The sequence below is a fragment of the Prevotellamassilia timonensis genome (genome assembly GCF_900106785.1).
Taxonomy (GTDB): domain Bacteria; phylum Bacteroidota; class Bacteroidia; order Bacteroidales; family Bacteroidaceae; genus Alloprevotella; species Alloprevotella timonensis.
Map to the genome: position 1 here is coordinate 319,258 of NZ_LT629843.1, position 20,021 is coordinate 339,278.

Annotated in this window: 16 protein-coding genes and 1 pseudogene; 4 read left to right on the plus strand and 13 right to left on the minus strand. The window is 53.4% G+C overall.

All coding sequences use genetic code 11. From position 1 onward, the window contains the following. Positions 1-264: 264 nt before the first annotated feature. Entirely contained in the window at positions 265-7,755 is a 7,491-nt protein-coding gene (locus BQ5453_RS05300; RefSeq protein WP_143033302.1) for an InlB B-repeat-containing protein, read from the plus strand. Positions 7,756-7,905: 150 nt separating this feature from the next. Continuing rightward, the gene (locus tag BQ5453_RS05305; RefSeq protein WP_071122413.1) at positions 7,906-9,603 is read left to right on the plus strand and encodes an InlB B-repeat-containing protein; all 1,698 of its coding nucleotides are present in this window, start codon (positions 7,906-7,908) and stop codon (positions 9,601-9,603) included. A 1,329-nt stretch (positions 9,604-10,932) separates the two neighbouring features. Here BQ5453_RS05305 and porT read toward each other — a convergent pair. Next, the gene (gene porT, locus BQ5453_RS05310; RefSeq protein WP_022101342.1) at positions 10,933-11,667 is read right to left on the minus strand and encodes a type IX secretion/gliding motility protein PorT/SprT; all 735 of its coding nucleotides are present in this window, start codon (positions 11,665-11,667) and stop codon (positions 10,933-10,935) included. Positions 11,668-11,868: 201 nt separating this feature from the next. Here porT and BQ5453_RS13715 point away from each other — a divergent pair, with 201 nt between their 5' ends. Then, entirely contained in the window at positions 11,869-12,039 is a 171-nt protein-coding gene (locus tag BQ5453_RS13715) for a DUF362 domain-containing protein (RefSeq protein ID WP_022101343.1), read from the plus strand. A gap of 376 nt (positions 12,040-12,415) precedes the next feature. Continuing rightward, positions 12,416-12,883 (plus strand): annotated as a pseudogene (locus tag BQ5453_RS05320) (alanyl-tRNA editing protein); the annotation flags it as partial. Positions 12,884-13,381: 498 nt separating this feature from the next. Here BQ5453_RS05320 and rplQ read toward each other — a convergent pair. The 12 genes from rplQ to rpsE are packed head-to-tail and all read right to left on the minus strand — an operon-like array spanning position 13,382 to position 20,019. Then, entirely contained in the window at positions 13,382-13,867 is a 486-nt protein-coding gene (rplQ, locus tag BQ5453_RS05325) for a 50S ribosomal protein L17 (RefSeq protein ID WP_022100991.1), read from the minus strand. An 8-nt stretch (positions 13,868-13,875) separates the two neighbouring features. Next, on the minus strand, positions 13,876-14,868 hold the full coding sequence (locus tag BQ5453_RS05330) for a DNA-directed RNA polymerase subunit alpha (protein WP_022100992.1): 993 nt from the start codon (positions 14,866-14,868) through the stop codon (positions 13,876-13,878). Between the two features lie 20 nt (positions 14,869-14,888). Next, on the minus strand, positions 14,889-15,497 hold the full coding sequence (gene rpsD, locus BQ5453_RS05335; protein WP_022100993.1) for a 30S ribosomal protein S4: 609 nt from the start codon (positions 15,495-15,497) through the stop codon (positions 14,889-14,891). A gap of 35 nt (positions 15,498-15,532) precedes the next feature. Then, entirely contained in the window at positions 15,533-15,922 is a 390-nt protein-coding gene (rpsK, locus tag BQ5453_RS05340; protein WP_022100994.1) for a 30S ribosomal protein S11, read from the minus strand. Positions 15,923-15,931: 9 nt separating this feature from the next. After that, positions 15,932-16,312, minus strand: coding sequence for a 30S ribosomal protein S13 (gene rpsM / locus BQ5453_RS05345; RefSeq protein ID WP_022100995.1), 381 nt, complete (start codon positions 16,310-16,312; stop codon positions 15,932-15,934). A gap of 28 nt (positions 16,313-16,340) precedes the next feature. Next, positions 16,341-16,457, minus strand: coding sequence for a 50S ribosomal protein L36 (gene rpmJ / locus BQ5453_RS13725; RefSeq protein WP_007368863.1), 117 nt, complete (start codon positions 16,455-16,457; stop codon positions 16,341-16,343). Between the two features lie 10 nt (positions 16,458-16,467). Next, positions 16,468-16,686, minus strand: coding sequence for a translation initiation factor IF-1 (gene infA / locus BQ5453_RS05350; RefSeq protein ID WP_022100996.1), 219 nt, complete (start codon positions 16,684-16,686; stop codon positions 16,468-16,470). Between the two features lies 1 nt (position 16,687). Next, positions 16,688-17,482, minus strand: coding sequence for a type I methionyl aminopeptidase (gene map / locus BQ5453_RS05355; protein ID WP_022100997.1), 795 nt, complete (start codon positions 17,480-17,482; stop codon positions 16,688-16,690). 15 nt (positions 17,483-17,497) lie between these two features. Continuing rightward, positions 17,498-18,847 (minus strand): preprotein translocase subunit SecY, encoded by a 1,350-nt coding sequence (gene secY, locus BQ5453_RS05360; protein ID WP_022100998.1) that lies wholly within the window; start codon positions 18,845-18,847, stop codon positions 17,498-17,500. Positions 18,848-18,861: 14 nt separating this feature from the next. After that, entirely contained in the window at positions 18,862-19,308 is a 447-nt protein-coding gene (rplO, locus tag BQ5453_RS05365; protein WP_022100999.1) for a 50S ribosomal protein L15, read from the minus strand. Between the two features lie 21 nt (positions 19,309-19,329). Then, positions 19,330-19,506: a 50S ribosomal protein L30 gene (rpmD, locus tag BQ5453_RS05370; protein WP_022101000.1), complete on the minus strand. Its 177-nt coding sequence runs from the start codon at positions 19,504-19,506 to the stop codon at positions 19,330-19,332. A 6-nt stretch (positions 19,507-19,512) separates the two neighbouring features. After that, complete coding sequence (gene rpsE, locus BQ5453_RS05375) at positions 19,513-20,019, minus strand: 30S ribosomal protein S5 (RefSeq protein ID WP_022101001.1); 507 nt, start codon at positions 20,017-20,019, stop codon at positions 19,513-19,515. Positions 20,020-20,021: the final 2 nt, after the last annotated feature.

A 20,021-nucleotide genomic window follows, 5' to 3' on the forward strand; every position in this document is an offset into this window, starting at 1 on the left:
ATGGGGGCGACGCGTCTCGCGTCGGGAAAACATGCAACTATTATTAGCAGCAGTAGCGTTCGTGTCTGACCCCTATCTCTATCTCTATCCCGACGCGGGACGCGTCGCCCCCATTAGAGGTAGCGTTTCTTCGCAGTGCCTAACAGACCGTGCGAACCTAAATCCAAAGCTTCAATTAGTTTACGAACTAACGGACAAGCAGGCAGACAAACCTACCTGTCAACCCGTTAACCCGTAAACCCGTCAACCAAAAACAATAAATATATGAACAGATTATTATTCATCATAATGGCATGGCTCAGCACCCTCACTGCCCTGGCGCAGACCGAAGGGTACGACCCAAGCAATCCGCCACTGCCAAACTTCCCCACCACGGACAGCGACACCACGCACTACTACACACTGCGCGTGGTCAGCTCGCCCGCCACATCGGGGCTCAACACCACGGGCGGCAACAAGTACACCGCCGGCCAGAGCGTCTATCTGAGCGCCAGCCAAAACAACGGCATGAAGTTCCAGTACTGGGTTGACGGCGAGGGCAAAACCCTCTCCACCTCAACCAGTTTCTACTACACCATGCCCGCACACAATGTAGTTATCACCGCCGTGTTCAAATACCAGCCCGGCAGCCCCTCGCTCCCCGCATTTCCCGAGGGCGAGGCACCCACCTACCTGCTCAGCACCAGCACCAAACCCGCTGGGGCAGGCTCATTCAGTGGTGGCGGACGCAACTACCTGGCTGGCGCCCAGGTGAGCCTCACCGCCTACGCCAACACCAACTTCGAGTTTGTGTGCTGGACCAACGCGACAGGCGACACCCTGTCCACCGCGCGCAACCTTTACTACACCATGCCCGCGGCACCCGTGCAGCTCTACGGCCACTACCGCTACAACCCCTCAAGCCCCAAAAATCCGGGCCGCAACGCCTACGACGCTGACGAGGGCATAGCCATCATCGACGACTTTACGCCGGGCAACGCAAGCCAGGCCATCAACGATGTGACAGGTGGCAACACCTCGGCCTTGAGCAAAATCATCGTGGCCGGCAACGTCAACAACAACGACTTCCAGATAGCCAACAACTTCAGCACCTGCGCCGTGGTCGACCTCAGCCGCACCTACGGCATCACCACCGTGCCTGGTTCATGCTGGTATGGCAACGACCACCTCACGCGCATCATGCTGCCATCGTGCATCACACGCATTGGCTACAGCGCATTCAATGGCGCCACCGCACTGGCCGAACTCACCTGCCTCGCCACCACGCCCCCCACACTCGACAGCTACGTGTTCGACGGCGTGAACAAGGGCCTCATCGTGTTCGTGCCCAAAGCCTCGGTCGAGATATACGAACAGGCCGAGGGCTGGAAGGACTACGTCAGCAACGGCACCATCATCATCATGCCCGTGCAGCACAATGTGGCAAGTCTTGAGGTCAATCTGCCCGAGGCATGCGCCGATGGCCGTTACAAAAACATGCCCCTCGAGCTTATCAATGTCAAGACGGGACAGCGCTACCGCTACGTGGTGACCGACCGACTCAACTACACCTTCAACACCCTCATGCGCGACACACGCTATGTGGCCGTGCTCCGCAACCAGCAGGGCACCGAACTGGCGCGCACCGACACCGTAAAGATTGAACTCGAGAGCCAAAGCATCTCGTTCAACCTCGACCGCATGAAGCAGCTGCGCACCGTGGCGGCCACCATCACGGCCGGCACCACCGACATCACCGCGCAGTCCACCGTCAACTGGCTCGACGCCAGCGGCAACTACCTGGCACAGGGCAACGAGCTCACCAACCAGGTGGCCGGCACCGCCGTCATGTGTGCCGTGAGCGTGCCGCAGAGCGTGGCCATGCAGTATGCGCTGCCCGCCGACACCCTCTACCAGGTGGTCGAGGCCGACAACGCCCTGCACATTGCGCTCCAGCCGCTGCCGGCACTCACCCTCACGGGCCGCGTCATCGACCGCACCACCCAGCAGGGCGTGAGCGGTGTGACCGTCACCATGAGCCAGACGCTTAACAGCCGCTACACCAAGGCCGTGACCGCCCGCACCGACCAACGCGGACAGTACACCCTCAGCGGCAACGGCGCACCATCGGTGCTCACCTACGCCCTTACCGACTACGTGAGCCGCACCGACACCCTGCCCGACAGTCTGCAGGCCGTGGCCGCGGCACAACTGCCCGACGTGCTGCTCAAGCCCATTCAGGGCGCGCGCATCACCACACGCTACGCTTACACCAACAGCGTGGCACAGGGCGTGCAGCCTGAGGTGAAGGACTATTACGACGACTACCAGAACGTAAGTTACACCATCTACAACCAAACCGCACAGCGCGCCATCACCCACTTCAACGTGCAGTACCCCGACATCGTGCTGCTCGAGGACGTCAACGAGGGCGACTCGCTCACCATCACGGCCAGCAGCAAGACCGATGCCTTTATGCCTGTCACCACAGGCGGACGCATCACGGCCGACCTTGCACTCACCGTCGAGGTGCCCATCACCCAGCTGGGCGGCATACGCGCCGTGTACACCACCACCGAGAACCCCACCGTGCTGGCCATTCTTTACGACGCACAGGGCAACTTGCTCAACCGTTACACCTACCCCGCCGCCGACCTCACCATCAGCGGACTCAAGGACGGAGAATACACCCTCGTCACCATGGGACAGAGCGACTTCTTCAACTCTGTGTACAACCTCAGCCAGTTCGACCAGGCGGGCCTCATCAACGGCACCGACTATGTGGCCAACCGCGTCACAGTGCGCAGCGGCCTCATCACACCGGCCAAAAACGCCGTGGTGCCCTACTTCGACGAGAGCAAGTTCTACTACACCGGCGCCAACACCTCGTTCACTGCCAACAAGAGCAGCATCGTGGCTGGCAACTACCTCACCCTCACAGCCAAAGTGGACTTTAAGAGTGTCTACCGCGACAATGTGTCGGGTGTCAAGTTGCAGTTTGAGCTGCCCGAGGGCACCAACATGGTGGACGGTTCGCTCATGATTGGCTCCACAGTGTCGTACTACCAGCTCAACGGCCGCACCATCACCGTGCCGCTCGACAACAGTCACATAACCGACCGCGTGCGCTTCTGCGTCATTCCCACCCAGAGCGGCACCTTCGCCCCCAACGCCTCAGTGGCTTTCCGCCTCAAGGGCAAGGACATGGTGCAGCCCATCGGTTCGGCACAGTATGCCGTGCAGGACGTGTCGATACGTGTGCCCGAGCGCACCCGCACCCGCGAGATTGTAGTGAGCGGTGTGGCACAGTCGCGCGCCGAGGTGTCAATTTACGATGGCACCGAACTCATAGGCAGCACCAAGGCTCTGGCCAACGGCTATTGGTCGGCCAACTGCCTCATAGCATCGGCCTACAACCTTACCGACCACAACATCAGTGCCAAGATTGTTACCAGCAACGGCATGGAAATGGCTACCGAGACCAAAACTTGCACCTACGACGAGCAATACACCGAGGTTAAGTCGGTGGCCATGTCGTTCTACACGCTTGGTCAGAACAACACCATCACCTGGAACTTTGCCAACAACACCACCGACGCCAGCTCTTACTCGTTTGCAGGCGATGCGCTCTTCACCTTTGTAGTGGCCTTCACCCAGCCCGACTCTACTGGCATCAGCGACGTGGTTGTCAACGTGTTTACCAACAATGGCAAGGTGGTTGAAGTGCCGTGCCGTTACAGCGCACAGCAGGGCAAATGGGTTGGCTCGCACAACTTCGACACCAGCGCACTGCCCTCCAACATCAGTGTCGACTACAACTTCTTCAGCCCCATCGTTGGCTCGCGCACTTTCATTCAAGATGCCACAGCCTTTGTCGAGGCCGACTTCAACGACACCAAGGAGCAGGTAACGCAGCTCAAAAACGAACTGCTCAACCCCGAAACCACGGCTGAAGAACAGGCTTGCAGCGACCTCGAGGCGTTGCTCGAAAGTGATGAGGTGGACGAGGAGCAACTCAGTGCCGCGGTAAGCAAGGTGGTGGGTGATGCCGAGCCCGTGGAACCGTCGGATACTTTCTTCGACGAAATTGACAGCCGTGCCGCGGCTTTTGATGCCGAATATGCCGATTGGGGGGCCTATATGCAAACCACCGGGGCCGACTCGCTGCTCTACGACTTTGGCTTCAACCCCGACATCATCAAGGCACAAGTGCCCCAGGGCGACATCAACGCTTCGTTTGAGAATAATGGCAAGCAATACACCATTACCTCTCAAACACTCGCCACTGTGGACGAGGCGCAGCTCATTGCACAGCATTACACTGCACTTCAGATGAGCGACAGCACCAAAATATATTATTTGCTGGCCGACAGAGGTGCCACCTTCATTGACCCAGCCAACTCTAAGCTTTACAAAATTGAGGTAACAGACACTGTCGCTGCCACCAAGAGCCGAAAGCTTGACGAGTTTATCGAGGGCGTGAACGACTGGACCGACTGCATCAACACGATGATTACCTTCACCAACAGACTGGTGGCTTTAGGTACTGGCACCAACGCCGACGATGCACTGCCAAAATGGCGCGCCAACGCACAACTGACGCTCGACATCAAGGATGCCCTGTGCTGCGTATACGAAAAAGGACTGAAAGCGGCTTACGCCAAAATTGTCAGCGCACTCGACAAGGCAAAGGCCAGAGTGACTGGCAAAATCGCTGCACGCCAACAGGAACTTGTTAACACTCACCAAGCGATTGCATTCAGAAAAAAGCTCATAAAGGATCTGATCAACGAGAACGTTAACATCAACTATCAAATTGCGCAAAATGCTGACAACACCGAACTCATAGCACAGCTCACCGCAAAGCGCGAAGCCAACATTGAAACGGTCAAACTATACAAAGCCGAGATGCGAAAGCTGGCCCAGTACGCCAAGAAGCTTGAAAAGCAGATCGGTGATTTCAAGAGCATGCAGAAAGTGGCACAAAAGACTTACAACCTTGTTAAGAAGCCACTCGACAAACTGCCTAAGTCTCCCGTTAAGGGCGGCAGCAAGCTTGGCAAGTATGCCAAGGTTGGCGGCAAGCTGATTGGCGGCTTCGGCGTGTTCCTCGAACTGCTCACCTATTACGACGACCTCGATGCGGCCAGTCAAGATATAAACGACTGGATTGGTCTGCTTGACGCTATCATCAAGCGTATACCTTGCAAGGGTAACGAAGAGGCTGCTATCGCGCTGCGCGACAACATCTTTGCCGACGGCTGCGACCTCATCAACAACTACAAGCGTATTCTCGGTGCCGAAGCGGGTGCCATCGGAGTTGACATTGCCTCACTCGTAAGCTGGGAGTACCCGCCGCTCGAACTCGGCCTGTGGTTCACCTCTGGCATACTCAACGGCTATGCCGAATGCTCTAAGTACTTCAGCATTGAACAGAAGTTCAACACGCTTTGGAAGCAATACAAGATTGCCATCAAGAAACTCAAGTGCGGCGGCAAGTACGGCGAGGAACACAAGCGCAAAGACCCCACTCACTCAGGTGTCAACCCGATTGTCGACCCCTCAGGCTACGTCTACGAGGGTGTGTCGTCTAACCGCTTGCAAGGCGTAACTGCCACCTGCTACTACAAGGAGACGGTGGAGGACATGTACGGCGACTTGCACGAGAACGTTGTGCTGTGGAACGCTGAGGAATATGCACAGCAGAACCCGCTCTTTACCGACGAAAACGGTATGTACCAGTGGGACGTGCCACAAGGCTTGTGGCAAGTGCGATTTGAAAAGGAGGGCTACCAGCCCGCACAGTCGGAATGGCTGCCAGTGCCACCGCCACAAATGGACGTGAACATTGGCATGGTGCAAAACTCACAACCCGAGGTGGTGAGCGCACGCGCCTACGAGGACGGCGTGGAACTGCAGTTCTCTAAATATATGGACCCCGCCACGCTCAATGCCGACAACATCTACATCAAGTGTAAGTCGGCCGACACCGAGGTGCTCATTACCGACGCACAAATTGAGTTGCTCAACGCCGAAGCGGCCATTGAGGGCAGCGAACAGCAGTACGCATCGCGCCTGCGACTGGCCACCGACCGACTGGGCTACTACGACGAGGCTCGCATCATCGTGTCGCGCAACGTGCAGAGCTATGCCGGCATTGGCATGACCGACAACTTTGAACAGCAACTCGACGTGGAGAAGAAGGTGCGCGAAATTGTGGTGGACAATGTGGTGAACATTGCCTACAACGCACAACTCACCGTAAGTGTGGCAGCACAGCCTGCCGAGGCTGCCGCTGGCAAGACTATCACGCTTGGCTCGGCTTCTGACCTCATTGCGGCTACCGACGCCACCGAACTTACACTCGATGCCGACGGACACGCTACCTTTACCATCAACGCACAACTGCCGGGTGCCACAGCCATCAAGTATGCCATGCCCGACGCCGGGCTCGAGGCTACTACCATGGTTAATGTGGTGGATCCCGCACTGCTCAACGCAGTAAAGGCGCCACGTGCCTCACGACTGAGCGGCACGGCGGTATATCGCGGACAGACCATCGCACTCACTACCGAGAGCGAGGGGGCTACCATCTACTACACCACCGATGGCTCATGTCCCTGCGACGCTGCCACACGCATCAAGTATGAGCGACCCATCGTTATCAACGATGCTGTCACCATCAAGGCTATGGCCATGGGCATCAATGCCGACGAGAGCGATGTGCAGACTTTTGACTACACCATTCGACAGAGCAACGTGAAACTGCTGCTGGCCGAGGGCTGGAACTGGAACTCGCATGACTTGGCATCGCCGCTTGCCACTACCGAACTGAACGGTGTGGCTACGCGCATCGTGACGCAGGAGCGGGAGGCCATTGCCGACCCCGACCTCGGACTGGTGGGCAACCTGCTTAGCATCAATGCTGCCGAAACAATGAAACTGCTCGCTCCGGCCACGGCCGAGAAGGCTTTCGCCGGCGAACAGTATAACCCCACCGCCACACAAATTGAACTGGTGCGCGGCTGGAACTGGCTCGGCTATCCGCTCGGCACGGCGCTGTCGCTCAACGATGCGCTTGCCTTGCTCGAACCTGACACCGACGACTGCATCGAAACGCTCGATGGCGGATTTGCCACTTACACTGCCGACGGCGAATGGACTGGTTCACTGCAGCTCATGCAGCCCGGACGCGGCTATCTGTACAAGTCGGGCTCTGACAAGAGCTTTGCTTACAATGCCGTATCGTCGGTGGCCAACGCGCAAGCGCTCTATGGTCAGCACCGCCTGCAGGCTAAGGCTGCGCCCTACGAGCTTAACCGACACCGCTACCCCAACATGATGCCCATTGTGGCCACACTGAGTGGCGCCACACTGAGCGAGGGCAGCCAGGTGGTGGCTCTGAGCGAGGGCGAATGCCGAGGCATTGCCAACATCGAGGCCGACGGCATGATTTTCCTCGCTGTGTACGGCTTGGGCAACGAAACCATTAACTTTGCTGCCTACGACGCACTTTCGGGCGAAATGATGCCTATCAGCAACACGACGACCTTTGCGGCCGACATGCTCGGCACTACCGGAGTGCCTTATGTGCTGCACATCGATGGCACGGCCACTGGCATTGACGGTAACGTGACTTCGCACACCAACCTGCCAAACGGCATCTATACCGTGGGCGGACAGCGTGTGAACAACGTGACGCAGCCGGGACTCTACATTATCAAGACTACCGGACTTGACGGTTCTACCACCGTGCGCAAGCAAGTGGTGAAGTAAACTGGGGAATGAGTTGATGAGTTGACGGGTAAGTTTGTACATCTTGCCAAATGCCGTTACACTATCTGCATATTGACAATGCAAAACATACTTACCTGTCAACCCGTTAACCCGTAAACCAGTCAACCAACAATAAATACAGACACAAACATGACACATATACACACGAAAAGCCTGTGGCTGCTCATAGCCACACTGCTGCTCAGCGTGTTCGGCGCACGCGCCCAAAACAGCGGCAGCGATGCGCCATGGACGGTCAATCCGCACGACTACAAATACGACATGACGCTCTACGCCAACATCGTATTTGACGGCACGCCTATAACCGACTTCAGCCACTACCAGGTGGGGGCCTTTGTGGGCGACGAATGCCGCGGCACGGCCGAGGTGCAAACCAAGGACGAGGCGCAATGGCTCTACCTGCGCGTGCGCAGCAATCAGCCGCAGGGCGAGAACATCGTTCTGCGCCTGCGCGACACCGACACGGGCGAGGTGCTCAACCTGCAGCCCGAGAGCGGTGACATCACCTTCGAGTCGCAAGGTTTAGGCGGCCGACCCGGCAGTCCGCTGGTGCTCAACGCTGCACGCAGCTACTCTCTGACATACATAGTCGGTGGCGAGGAACACTATACTGAGGAGGTGCCATACGGCACAACACTCACTCCCATCGAATACCCCGAACGCGAGGGCCACTCTTTCAGCGGCTGGACAGGACTGCCGCTCACCATGCCGGCGCACGATGTGGAGGTGACGGGTGAGTTTGTAATCAACCAATACACCATCACCTTCGACGCCAACGGTGGCAGCGAGGTGGCGCCCATCACGCAGGACTACAGCACCGCCATCACGGCTCCCGACGCGCCCACACGCGAGGGCTATAGCTTCATAGGCTGGAACGAGGAACTGCCCGCCACCATGCCGGCACGCGACCTCACACTCACTGCGCAGTGGCAAATCAACACCTACAACCTTATCTACAATGTGGACGGCATGACGTACACAATGGTGCCAGTAACCTATGGTGATGCTGTCACCCCCGAGCCCAATCCTACCAAGGAGGGTCACACTTTCAGCGGCTGGAGCGAAATACCCGCCACGATGCCGGCACACGATGTGGAGGTGACGGGTAGCTTTACGGTGAACACTTACAAACTCGTCTACAAGGTGGACGGCGAGGTGTACAAGACCACAGAGGTTACTTATGGCACTGCCATCACTCCCGAAGAGGCTCCCACCAAAGAAGGCCACACTTTCAGCGGCTGGAGCGAAATACCCGCTACGATGCCTGCACGCGATGTGGAGGTGACGGGTGAGTTTACGGCCAACACTTACAAACTCGTCTACAAGGTGGACGGTGAGGTGTACAAGACCACCGAGGTTACTTATGGCACTGCCCCCGCCACCGAGGCTGCTCCCGAAAAGGAGGGCTACACTTTCAGCGGCTGGAGCGAAATACCGGCTACGATGCCTGCAAATGATGTGGAGGTGACGGGTAGCTTTACGGTGAACACTTACAAACTCGTCTACAAGGTGGACGGTGAGGTGTACAAGCAAATTGACGTGACTTATGGCACTGCCATCACCCCCGAAGAAGCTCCCACCAAGGAGGGCTACATATTTATGGGCTGGAGCGAAATACCGGCCACAATGCCAGCACATGATGTGGAGGTGACGGGTGAGTTTACCAAGGTAACGGCTATCATGCAGGCGCTTGGCAGCACGGGGCGTGCCGATGTGTACAACATCGAGGGCCGTCTTATCATGCGCCAGGCCACGCTGTCTGACGTCAAGGCGCTGCCTAACGGCTTATACCTGATTGGCGGCCGAAAGGTGCGCATCGTCCGCTAACGACACTGATGTAGCGTTACTATAAAACAATAACGGGAGATAGAATTATCTGTCAATCAAACAGTAATTTCTATCTCCCGTTATTGTTTTTTCTTTCTCCCGCAACAGTTTTTTCCGCACCTCACCAGCTCTTGCCTCAAAACGCAACCTCTAATGGGGGCGACGCGTCTCGCGTCGGTTTTCTCAGCAGACTCGATACGCGTCGAGGAAAACGCCATGCTCATACACCAAATAAAGGCTCACAGACAGCACTAATTACACGTCTGTCTGTGAGCCTTTGCTTTCATGCCCGACGCGGGACGCGTCGCCCCCATTAGTGCTTGCGTTTCCTATCAGATTGACAGGTTAAAAAGCGGATTTGAAGCCATGTAAAGAACTGTTATGCCAGGGAATTGCGCTCTAATGGGGGCGACGCGTCCCGCGTCGGTTTTCTCAGCAGGCTCGATACGCATTGGGAAAATAACCATGCTCATACACTTAATAAAGGCTCACAGACAGCACTAATTACACGTCTGTCTGTGAGCCTTTGCTTTCATGCCCGACGCGGGACGCGTCGCCCCCATTAGTGTTTGCGTTTCCTATCAGATTGACAGGCTAAAAAGCGGATTTGAAGCCATGTAAAGAACTGTTATGCCAGGAAATTGCGCTCTAATGGGGGCGACGCGTCCCGCGTCGGTTTCCTCAGCAGACTCAATACGCGTCGAGGAAAATGCCATGCTCATACACTTAATAAAGGCTCACAGACAGCACCAATTACACGTCTGTCTGTGAGCCTTTACTTTCATGCCCGACGCGGGACGCGTCGCCCCCATTAGTGCTTGCGTTTCCTATCAGATTGATAGGTTAAAAAGCGGATTTGAAGCCATGTAAAGAACTGTTATGTCAGGAAATTGCGCTCTAATGGGGGCGACGCGTCCCGCGTCGGTTTTCTCAGCAGACTCAATACGCGTCGAGGAAAACGCCATGCTTATACACCAAATAAAGGCTCACAGACAGCACCAATTACACGTCTGTCTGTGAGCCTTTGCTTTCATGCCCGACGCGGGACGCGTCGCCCCCATTAGTGCTTGCGTTTCATTGCAGCACCAAACACTACCATCAAACACTACCACAAAACGCTACCTCTAATGGGGGCGACGCGTCCCGCGTCGGTTTTCTCAGCAGACTCGATACGCATTGGGAAAAATAACCATGCTCATACACTTAATAAAGGCTCACAGACAGCACTAATTACACGCCTGTCTGTGAGCCTTTGCTTTCATGCCCGACGCGAGACGCGTCGCCCCCATTAGAGCTTGCGTTTGGTGCTGCAAAGAATTGCCACCCTGCTTACTCAAAATAGAATGTCAGCATCACCATGCCTACTGTGGCCTTGTCGAGACTCTGGGTAAAGATTAGCTGCGAGGGGTCGGTTATGTCGCGGCGGTTCTTTTGCAGTATGTTGTTAAGTCCGAAACCAAACTTGAGTTCGGGTATAAACTTGAAGAAGGGCATGTAGAGGTCGCACCCCAAACCGGCCTCAAGCATCACGTTAAGCGGCTTGGCCTTGAGCTTTGACTGTTTGCTGGTGATGAGGTCGTACATGGGCGCCACACCGGCCACCACGTAGGGGCGGTAGTTGTTGAAACGCGGGGCGGATATTTTGAAGTCGACGGGCACACCGATGTAGCACGATTTCATGTCCTGCTGCTCGGTCTGACCCGTGCCAAGCTCACGGAAGGTGATGTGGCGCGAGCCAAAATGGAGCGACGGCTGAACTCGGAGCGCCACATAGCGCGACATGCGCCACTCGCCAAGCACACCCACCGAAAAACCGAAGTTGGTTTGGTCGGTCTGTGCCACCCACTGCTGGCCTGCCACACTGCCGGCTGAGGCGGGGGCCTGGTAACCATTGCCCTGCAGCTGCATGGACTGGTCGTGGGCGCCTACAAAAAAGCCGTAATGGAAGCGACGCTCGTCGATGAAGGGCTTGTTCTGCACACGTCGCTGCTGCCCCAGGGCCGCTACATGGCTCAGGGCTACTATGCACAACAGGCTGATTATGTGTCGTAGTGTGATTTGCATATCTTAATAACGGCCCGTGACGCAATTTATTGCCGCGGGCGGTGGTGCAAAAGTAATAAAAAGTTTTTGCGCCTTTATTCTCTCCTTTCAAAGATTTGTGTAACTTTGCTCCGCAAACCTCGTGCTGCGCCCTGTGCGCAACGTGGCGAGCAAGGACAATAACTCAACTCAAATTACAACAATTTATTAAATTCTACTATTATGGCTTACGTAATTGGTGACGACTGCATCGCATGCGGTACCTGCATCGACGAATGCCCTTCTGGTGCTATCTCTGAAGGCGAAAAGTACTCTATCGACCCTAACGTTTGTGTTGATTGCGGCACTTGCGCTGATGTTTGCCCCTCTGGCGCTATCGCTCCGGGCGAATAATTCGTCGTGCAACACACGTCAACTTAACTCACTCAAGAGCTGCATGTCTTGCTTTTCAAGGCAGCAGCTTTTTTTTGTGCCAAAGCTCCGCACCCTCGGTGCCTTGGAGGACTGGCTGAAACGCGCAACACTAAGGGCTAATAACGAGCAAAGGGGCGTTGTGCGCCCTGGCTTTGACACTTTCTACCCGTTGGCGGAATTGCCGGTTAAAGGGTTTACAAGTTGTCAGGTTAACAAGTTGGTATGCCATACGCTACTTATTATGTTAATGTTTGAATGGTAAGGAATTTAAGAAGCATGGCAAACTTACCTGTTTACCCGTCAACTTTTCAACTCGTCAACTTGTCAACTTGTTAAACATATAAACACAATGGAACTTAACTCTCACAACAAGGCTGAATATCCGCCTATGCACACGGCTGAACACCTGCTCAACCAAACCATGGTGCGCATGTTTGGCTGTGAACGCTCGCGCAACGCTCATATCGAGCGCAAGAAGAGCAAAATAAGCTTCGACCTGCCTGCCGAACCTACAGCTGCGCAGGTTGATGCCATAGTGGCTAAAATGAACGAACTGATAGCCGAGGACTTGCCTGTGACTTACGAATTTGTGACGGCCGACAATGTGCCTGAGGGGGTGAAACTCGACCGACTGCCCGACAATGCCAGCGAAACGCTGCGCATTGTGCGCATAGGGCAGTATGATGTGTGCCCATGTATAGGGGCTCACGTGGCGAGCACGGCCGAACTGCACGAATTTATACTGCTCGGCACTAACTGGGACCCCGAGCGCCACAGTTTCCGCCTTCGCTTCAAACTGGGCGCCACCGGCAACAAGGATTGACAACGAAATATTGCCGTCATATTAAACGTAAACGGACGAACGGGCGCAAACACTGAATGCAAGTACTATACGCAAGCGCTAAATGCTATCTCTAAACTCTAGCTCTAAACTCTAGCACCAAACGTTAGCTCTAAACGCTAGCTCTTAACTCTAGCACCAAACGCTAGCTCTAATGGGGGCGACGCGTCTCGCGTCGGGAAAAGAGGCAGCTTTTATTTAGCAGAGTTTGTATTTCCCTCCTTTCCCTTTCCCGACGCGAGACGCGTCGCCCCCATTAGAGGTAGCGTTTGTAGGTAGCGTTTAGTGCTTGCGTTAAGTGCTTGCATTAAGAGATTGCGTTAACTGCTTGCGTTAAGAGCTTGCGTCCGTTAGCATGTTTACGTTTTACCTGAGCGCAATATACGCAAAAAGCGCAACCTCCACTTTGAGAGGTTGCGCTTAGTATTGAATAAAGAGCCAAGGGTGCTTGGACACACCCTTGAGCCAAGTTTCGCAATATTACTCAGCCTTTGCTTCTTCAGCAGGGGCTTCAGTAGCTTCAGCAGTTGCAGGGGCTTCAGCTGTGGCTGCGGCCTTCTTGCTACGGCGAGTGCGAGTTGCCTTCTTCTTAGTCTTGGCCATGTTTTCATCAAAGTCTACGAGTTCGATGAAGCACATCTCAGAGGCATCGCTTGCGCGGAAACCAGTCTTGATGATGCGGGTGTAGCCACCGGGACGGTCAAGCACCTTCACGCGGATTTCGCGGAAAAGCTCTGTAACGGCAACCTTGTCCTGAAGATAGCTGAACACTACGCGACGTGAGTTCATAGTGTCGTCCTTACTCTTAGTGATAAGGGGCTCAACGTACTTCTTCAGCGCCTTAGCCTTGGCCAGAGTCGTAGTGATTCTTTTGTGCTTGATCAAAGAGCAAGCCATGTTTGAGAGCATGGCGCTTCTGTGAGAAGCAGTACGGCTCAGATGGTTGAATTTCTTATTGTGTCTCATTTCAGAATTTAATCTTTATCTAATTTATACTTAGAGATGTCAGTTCCAAACGACAGATTCAGACTCTCGAGCAAATCATCAAGCTCAGTGAGCGATTTCTTACCAAAGTTGCGGAACTTAAGCAGGTCGTTCTTGTTATACTGTACAAGTTCGCCGAGGGTTTCAACATCAGCTGCCTTCAAGCAGTTGAGGGCACGTACCGAGAGGTTCATGTCGGTCAACTTGGTCTTGAGCAACTGGCGCATGTGAAGAACTTCTTCATCAAACTCTTCGTTGTCAGCCTCGCTCTTGTCTTCGATGGTTATCTTCTCGTCTGAGAAGAGCATGAAGTGGTAAATCAAGATTTTAGCGGCCTCCTTAAGGGCGTCCTTCGGGTGAATGGAACCGTCCGTAGTAATTTCAAGCACAAGCTTGTCGTAGTCAGTCTTCTGCTCAACGCGGAAAGGCTCAACAGCGTACTTTACATTACGGATAGGAGTGTAAATTGAGTCGATAGCAATCTCGTGAACGTCCTGGCAGAACTCACGGTTCTCGTCGGCGGGAACATAACCTCTGCCCTTGTTGATAGAGATTGTTATCTGCATCGTGGCTTTAGAATCTAAGTGACAAATCACTAATTCAGGATTTAACACTTCAAATCCATTGAGAAAATTACTGATATCACCAGCCTTGAACTCGGTAGAGTTAGAGATGGTGATAGTAGCCTTCTCTGTTTCGTACTCATCTACAATCTGCTTGAAGCGTACTTGCTTCAAGTTGAGTATAATGTTGGTCACGTCTTCCTTTACCCCAGGCACGGTGGCAAACTCGTGCTCAACGCCTTCAATCTTGATGGTGTTGATAGCGAAGCCCTCGAGTGAGGAAAGCAGGATGCGACGCAATGCATTTCCGACAGTGGTGCCGAAACCTGGCTCCAAAGGACGGAACTCAAACTTTCCGAACTTGGGGTCGTTTTCCAACATTACTACTTTGTCAGGTTTTTGAAATGCTAATATCGCCATGAATGTAAGGGAATTATTGATTAGTTTTTAGAGTACAACTCGACGATCAACTGCTCCTTGATGTTCTCAGGGATGTCAGCACGTTCGGGCTTGTGAAGGAGCTTGCCGCTCTTTGAAGTCTCATCCCATTCGATCCAAGGATACTTGCTGTGGTTGAAGCCTGCCAATGCATCGGCAATTACTTCAAGAGACTTTGACTTCTCGCGTACTGCTATAATCTGACCAGGCTTTACACTGTAAGAGGCGATGTTAACAACACGGCCGTCTACGGTGATGTGCTTGTGGTTGACGAGCTGACGCGCTGCCGCACGTGTGGGAGCAATACCGAGGCGGTATACTACGTTGTCGAGACGGCACTCGAGGCTCTGGAGAAGGATTTCACCAGTAATGCCACTTGCAGAGGCAGCCTTGTCGAAGAGGTTGCGGAACTGCTTTTCGAGCACGCCGTATGTGTACTTAGCCTTTTGCTTCTCAGCGAGCATGACACCGTATTCTGAAGTCTTGCGACGACGGTTGTTACCATGCTGGCCAGGAGGGAAATTGCGCTTTGCCAACACCTTGTCGGCACCGAAGATAGCCTCACCAAACTTACGGGCGATACGAGACTTAGGGCCAATATATCTTGCCATTGTATTATTATTTCTTTTACGTTAAACTACGTGTGTTATACTCTTCTACGCTTCGGAGGACGGCAACCGTTGTGGGGAAGCGGAGTTACGTCGATAATTTCGGTAACTGCGATGCCTGCACCATGAATGGCACGGATAGCTGACTCACGGCCGTTACCCGGACCCTTAACGTATGCCTTCACCTTGCGAAGACCAAGGTCGTAAGCTACTTTGGCGCAATCCTGAGCGGCCATCTGGGCTGCGTAAGGAGTGTTCTTCTTAGAACCACGGAAACCCATCTTACCGGCAGAAGACCAAGAAATAATCTGACCCTCGCTGTTTGCAAGAGACACAATGATATTGTTGAAAGAGCTGTGAACGTGGAGCTGACCCATAGCGTCAACCTTCACGTTTCTCTTCTTTGCTGCAACTGTTTTCTTTGCCATATCTATTTATTATTTAGTAGCTTTCTTCTTGTTAGCAACGGTCTTCTTGCGACCCTTGCGAGTACGAGCATTGTTCTTTGTGCTTTGGCCACGTACGGGGAGACCATTACGGTGGCGAACACCACGGTAGCAACCGATGTCCATGAGGCGCTTGATGTTAAGCTGGATTTCAGAGCGGAGGTCACCTTCAACCTTGTAACCGGCACCGATGATCTCACGGATCTTGGCAGCCTGGTCGTCAGTCCAGTCCTTCACTTTGATATCTTTGTCAATGCCGGCTTCGTCCAAGATTTTTGCCGAGCTACTACGACCTATACCGTAGATGTAGGTCAGGGCGATCTCACCACGCTTGTTCTGAGGGAGGTCTACACCAACAATTCTTATTGCCATATTTTTTTTTGTTTATTGCGGAACTTGGTTAACCCTGACGCATTTTGAACTTAGGGTTCTTCTTGTTAATCACAAACAGACGGCCTTTGCGACGTACAATCTTGCAATCTGCAGACCGTTTCTTTAATGATGCTCTTGTTTTCATTATGTTTTGTTTATTTGTATCTGAACACAATTCTTCCTTTCGAAAGATCGTACGGACTCATCTCTACCTTCACCTTGTCGCCAGGCAATATCTTGATGTAATGCATGCGCATCTTGCCTGAGATGTGAGCGGTAATTTCGTGTCCGTTCTCTAATTCTACACGGAACATAGCATTGCTCAATGCTTCAACGATTGTCCCGTCTTGTTCGATAGCAGCTTCTTTTGCCATACTAATGTTTTTGTCTTTCTATTTCCTCAATTTCCTTAAACGATGACATGATGTCAGCCTTGCCATGGTGAATGGCTATGGTGTGCTCGAAGTGAGCGGCCGGCTTGCCGTCGCGGGTTATTACGCCCCAGCGGTCGTCAAGCATGGCCAGTTCATGACTGCCCATCGTTATCATTGGCTCAATGGCTATGCACAAACCGTTTTTCAACTGCTTGCCCGTGCCCTGATTGCCATAGTTAGGCACCTGAGGGTCCTCGTGCATCTCATGTCCGATGCCGTGACCTACAAACTCGCGCACTACACCATATCCGTGACGCTCGCAATGCTGCTGCACTGCATGGCCAATGTCGCCGAGGCGGTGTCCCACAACAGCCTGCTCAATGCCCTTGTAAAGCGACTCCTTTGTCACACGCAGGAGCTCCTTGACCTCGGGCTTGACTTCGCCCACACAAAAAGTGTAGCAAGAGTCACCGCAAAAGCCGTCAATAAATGTGCCGCAATCCACCGACACAACGTCGCCATCATGCAATGGCTCGTCATTTGGTATGCCGTGCACCACCACATTGTTGACAGAGGTGCAGATTGAGGCTGGGAATGGTCCGCCGTACGGATTGGGGAAGCCCTTGAAAGTGGGCTCCGCACCGTGGTCGCGGATAAATTGCTCAGCCAGGGTGTCCAACTGGCGGGTTGTGACACCCGGCTCAACAATTTTAGCTATTTCAGTGAGCGTTGCGCTTACCAACAAGTTGGCCTTGCGCAACAGCTCTATCTCATCGTCGGTCTTCAGATAAATCATTCAGACTAAAGAATTTTAGTAGGCAGCTACCTTCGTTGAACGTGTGCGAACATGTCCTGAGTTGAGCAGTCCGTCGTAGTGACGCACCAAGAGGTGGCTTTCAATCTGTTGCAGTGTGTCCAATACTACACCCACAAGGATCAGCAAAGATGTTCCACCGAAGAACTGGGCAAACTCCTGCTTCACACCAAACAAACCGGCAAATGCAGGCAGAATGGCTATCAAAGCGATAAAGAGAGAGCCGGGGAAAGTGATGCGTGACATCACATCGTCCAGGTAATCGGCTGTGGGCTTGCCGGGCTTGACACCCGGAATGAAACCATTATTACGCTTCATATCCTCAGCCATCTGAACGGGGTTCAAAGTGATGGCTGTGTAGAAGTAAGTAAACAATACAATCAGAATGACGAACACTACATTGTAGAGAACGCTCGTATGATCCAAGAACTGATTCAGTGCCCAGCTACCACCGTTTTTCGAAACGGTCTGAGCAAGAGTCAGGGGAATGAACATGATAGCTTGTGCGAAGATGATAGGCATCACGTTAGCTGCGAAGAGCTTGAGGGGGATGTACTGGCGTGCACCACCCACGGCGCGGTTGCCCTCAATTCGTTGAGCGTACTGCACAGGCACCTTGCGGGTGGCCTTTACAAGCATGATGGCCAGTGCCATCACAAAGAGCAGAGCGATAATCTCGAAGAGGAACTTGATCAAGCCACCACCTTCGGCACCGCTGAACGCAGTAACGAATTCTGCAACAAAAGCACTCGGCATACGGGCAATGATACCAATCATGATGATCAGCGACACACCGTTGCCAACGCCCTTGTCTGTGATACGTTCGCCAAGCCACAGGATAAACATACTACCTGCCGCAAGGATAATCGTAGACGAGATCATGAACCATAATCCGTCTCCAACGAGGAAAGCACCCGAACCCGCGGTCTGAGCCTTGAGGTTAATCAGATATGTTGGAGCCTGGAAGAGCAAGATTGCTATCGTCAACCAGCGTGTAATCTGGTTGATCTTTCTACGACCACTCTCACCCTCGCGCTGCATCTTCTGGAAGTAAGGCACAGCCATGGCGAGAAGCTGAATGACGATCGATGCCGAAATGTAAGGCATGATACCCAGTGCAAACACCGAAGCGTTTGAGAAAGCACCACCCGAGAACATGTTCAACAAAGACATCAAACCTTCGCTCGTCTGGCTCTGCAGAGCCTGCAAACGTGCGGGGTCGATGCCCGGGAGCACGATGAACGAGCCGAAACGGTATACAGCAACAAAGAGAATGGTGATGAGGAGGCGCGTACGCAAATCCTCAATTCTCCAGATGTTCTTGATGGTCTCGATTATTTTTTTCATCGAAGTAGGATTGATTAGATTTTTGTAGCGGTGCCGCCTGCTGCAGTAATGGCAGCTTCGGCAGACTTAGAGAATGCGTGAGCCTCTACAGCCAGCTTGGCCTTGAGTTCACCATTTCCAAGTATCTTCACCAATTGGTTAGAAGAGATAAAACCTGCAGCGTGAAGCTCAGCTACACCGATCTTTTCAAGGTTCTTTGCCTCGGCAAGAGCCTGAAGAGTTGAAAGGTTGATAGCCTTGTACTCAACACGGTTGATATTCTTGAAACCAAATTTGGGAAGACGACGCTGCAAAGGCATCTGACCACCTTCGAAACCAATCTTCTTGCTATAACCTGAACGAGACTTGGCACCCTTGTGGCCACGTGTTGACGTACCGCCCATGCCCGAACCGGGACCACGGCCGATGCGCTTACGTGAACTGGTAGCACCATTAGCAGGCTTTAAAGTATGTAATTTCATAAAGCTTCGTTTGTTTGAAAATTATTCTACGACCGTTACTAAGTGGTGTACCTTGCGAATCATACCGCGTACCTGGGGAGTGTCCTCCTTTTCAACGATACGGTTCATTTTGGTGAGACCAAGCGCATCGAGAGTTTGCTTTTGGTCCTTGGGAGCACCGATACGGCTCTTCGTCTGTTGTATCTTAATCGTTGCCATAATTCTTTATCCTCTGAATACTTTTTCCAAAGATACACCGCGGTGCTGAGCCACCGTGCGTGCATCACGCATTTCACTCAAAGCCAAGATTGTAGCCTTAACGAGGTTGTGAGGATTTGAAGAACCCTTCGACTTAGCGAGCACATTCTTCACACCTGCACTCTCAAGCACGGCACGCATAGCGCCGCCGGCCACAACACCGGTACCTTCAGAGGCGGGGAGGATAAGCACCTCGGCACCACCGAAGCGAGCAGCCTGCTCGTGGGGAACTGTACCCTTGAGAACGGGAACCTTGACCAAATTCTTCTTTGCTGCCTCAACACCCTTGGCAATGGCGGCAGTAACTTCGCCAGCCTTGCCCAGGCCGTAACCAATGACACCCTTACCGTCACCAACCACTACAATAGCAGCGAAAGTGAAAGTACGGCCACCCTTGGTAACCTTGACAACACGATTGATAGCAACCAGTCTATCCTTTAACTCTTCTGTATTTACGTTTACTCTGTTTGCCATAA

Excerpts from the sequence above, each read along its gene's own strand:
- porT (WP_022101342.1), bottom strand. The coding sequence starts at position 11,667 with ATGCAAATCACACTACGACACATAATCAGCCTGTTGTGCATAGTAGCC.
- map (WP_022100997.1), bottom strand. The coding sequence starts at position 17,482 with ATGATTTATCTGAAGACCGACGATGAGATAGAGCTGTTGCGCAAGGCC.
- rpmJ (WP_007368863.1), bottom strand. The coding sequence starts at position 16,457 with ATGAAAACAAGAGCATCATTAAAGAAACGGTCTGCAGATTGCAAGATT.
- BQ5453_RS13715 (WP_022101343.1), top strand. The coding sequence starts at position 11,869 with ATGGCTTACGTAATTGGTGACGACTGCATCGCATGCGGTACCTGCATC.
- infA (WP_022100996.1), bottom strand. The coding sequence starts at position 16,686 with ATGGCAAAAGAAGCTGCTATCGAACAAGACGGGACAATCGTTGAAGCA.
- BQ5453_RS05300 (WP_143033302.1), top strand. The coding sequence starts at position 265 with ATGAACAGATTATTATTCATCATAATGGCATGGCTCAGCACCCTCACT.
- rpsM (WP_022100995.1), bottom strand. The coding sequence starts at position 16,312 with ATGGCAATAAGAATTGTTGGTGTAGACCTCCCTCAGAACAAGCGTGGT.
- BQ5453_RS05330 (WP_022100992.1), bottom strand. The coding sequence starts at position 14,868 with ATGGCGATATTAGCATTTCAAAAACCTGACAAAGTAGTAATGTTGGAA.
- rpmD (WP_022101000.1), bottom strand. The coding sequence starts at position 19,506 with ATGGCAACGATTAAGATACAACAGACGAAGAGCCGTATCGGTGCTCCC.
- rpsK (WP_022100994.1), bottom strand. The coding sequence starts at position 15,922 with ATGGCAAAGAAAACAGTTGCAGCAAAGAAGAGAAACGTGAAGGTTGAC.
- rplO (WP_022100999.1), bottom strand. The coding sequence starts at position 19,308 with ATGAAATTACATACTTTAAAGCCTGCTAATGGTGCTACCAGTTCACGT.
- rplQ (WP_022100991.1), bottom strand. The coding sequence starts at position 13,867 with ATGAGACACAATAAGAAATTCAACCATCTGAGCCGTACTGCTTCTCAC.
- secY (WP_022100998.1), bottom strand. The coding sequence starts at position 18,847 with ATGAAAAAAATAATCGAGACCATCAAGAACATCTGGAGAATTGAGGAT.
- rpsE (WP_022101001.1), bottom strand. The coding sequence starts at position 20,019 with ATGGCAAACAGAGTAAACGTAAATACAGAAGAGTTAAAGGATAGACTG.
- rpsD (WP_022100993.1), bottom strand. The coding sequence starts at position 15,497 with ATGGCAAGATATATTGGCCCTAAGTCTCGTATCGCCCGTAAGTTTGGT.
- BQ5453_RS05305 (WP_071122413.1), top strand. The coding sequence starts at position 7,906 with ATGACACATATACACACGAAAAGCCTGTGGCTGCTCATAGCCACACTG.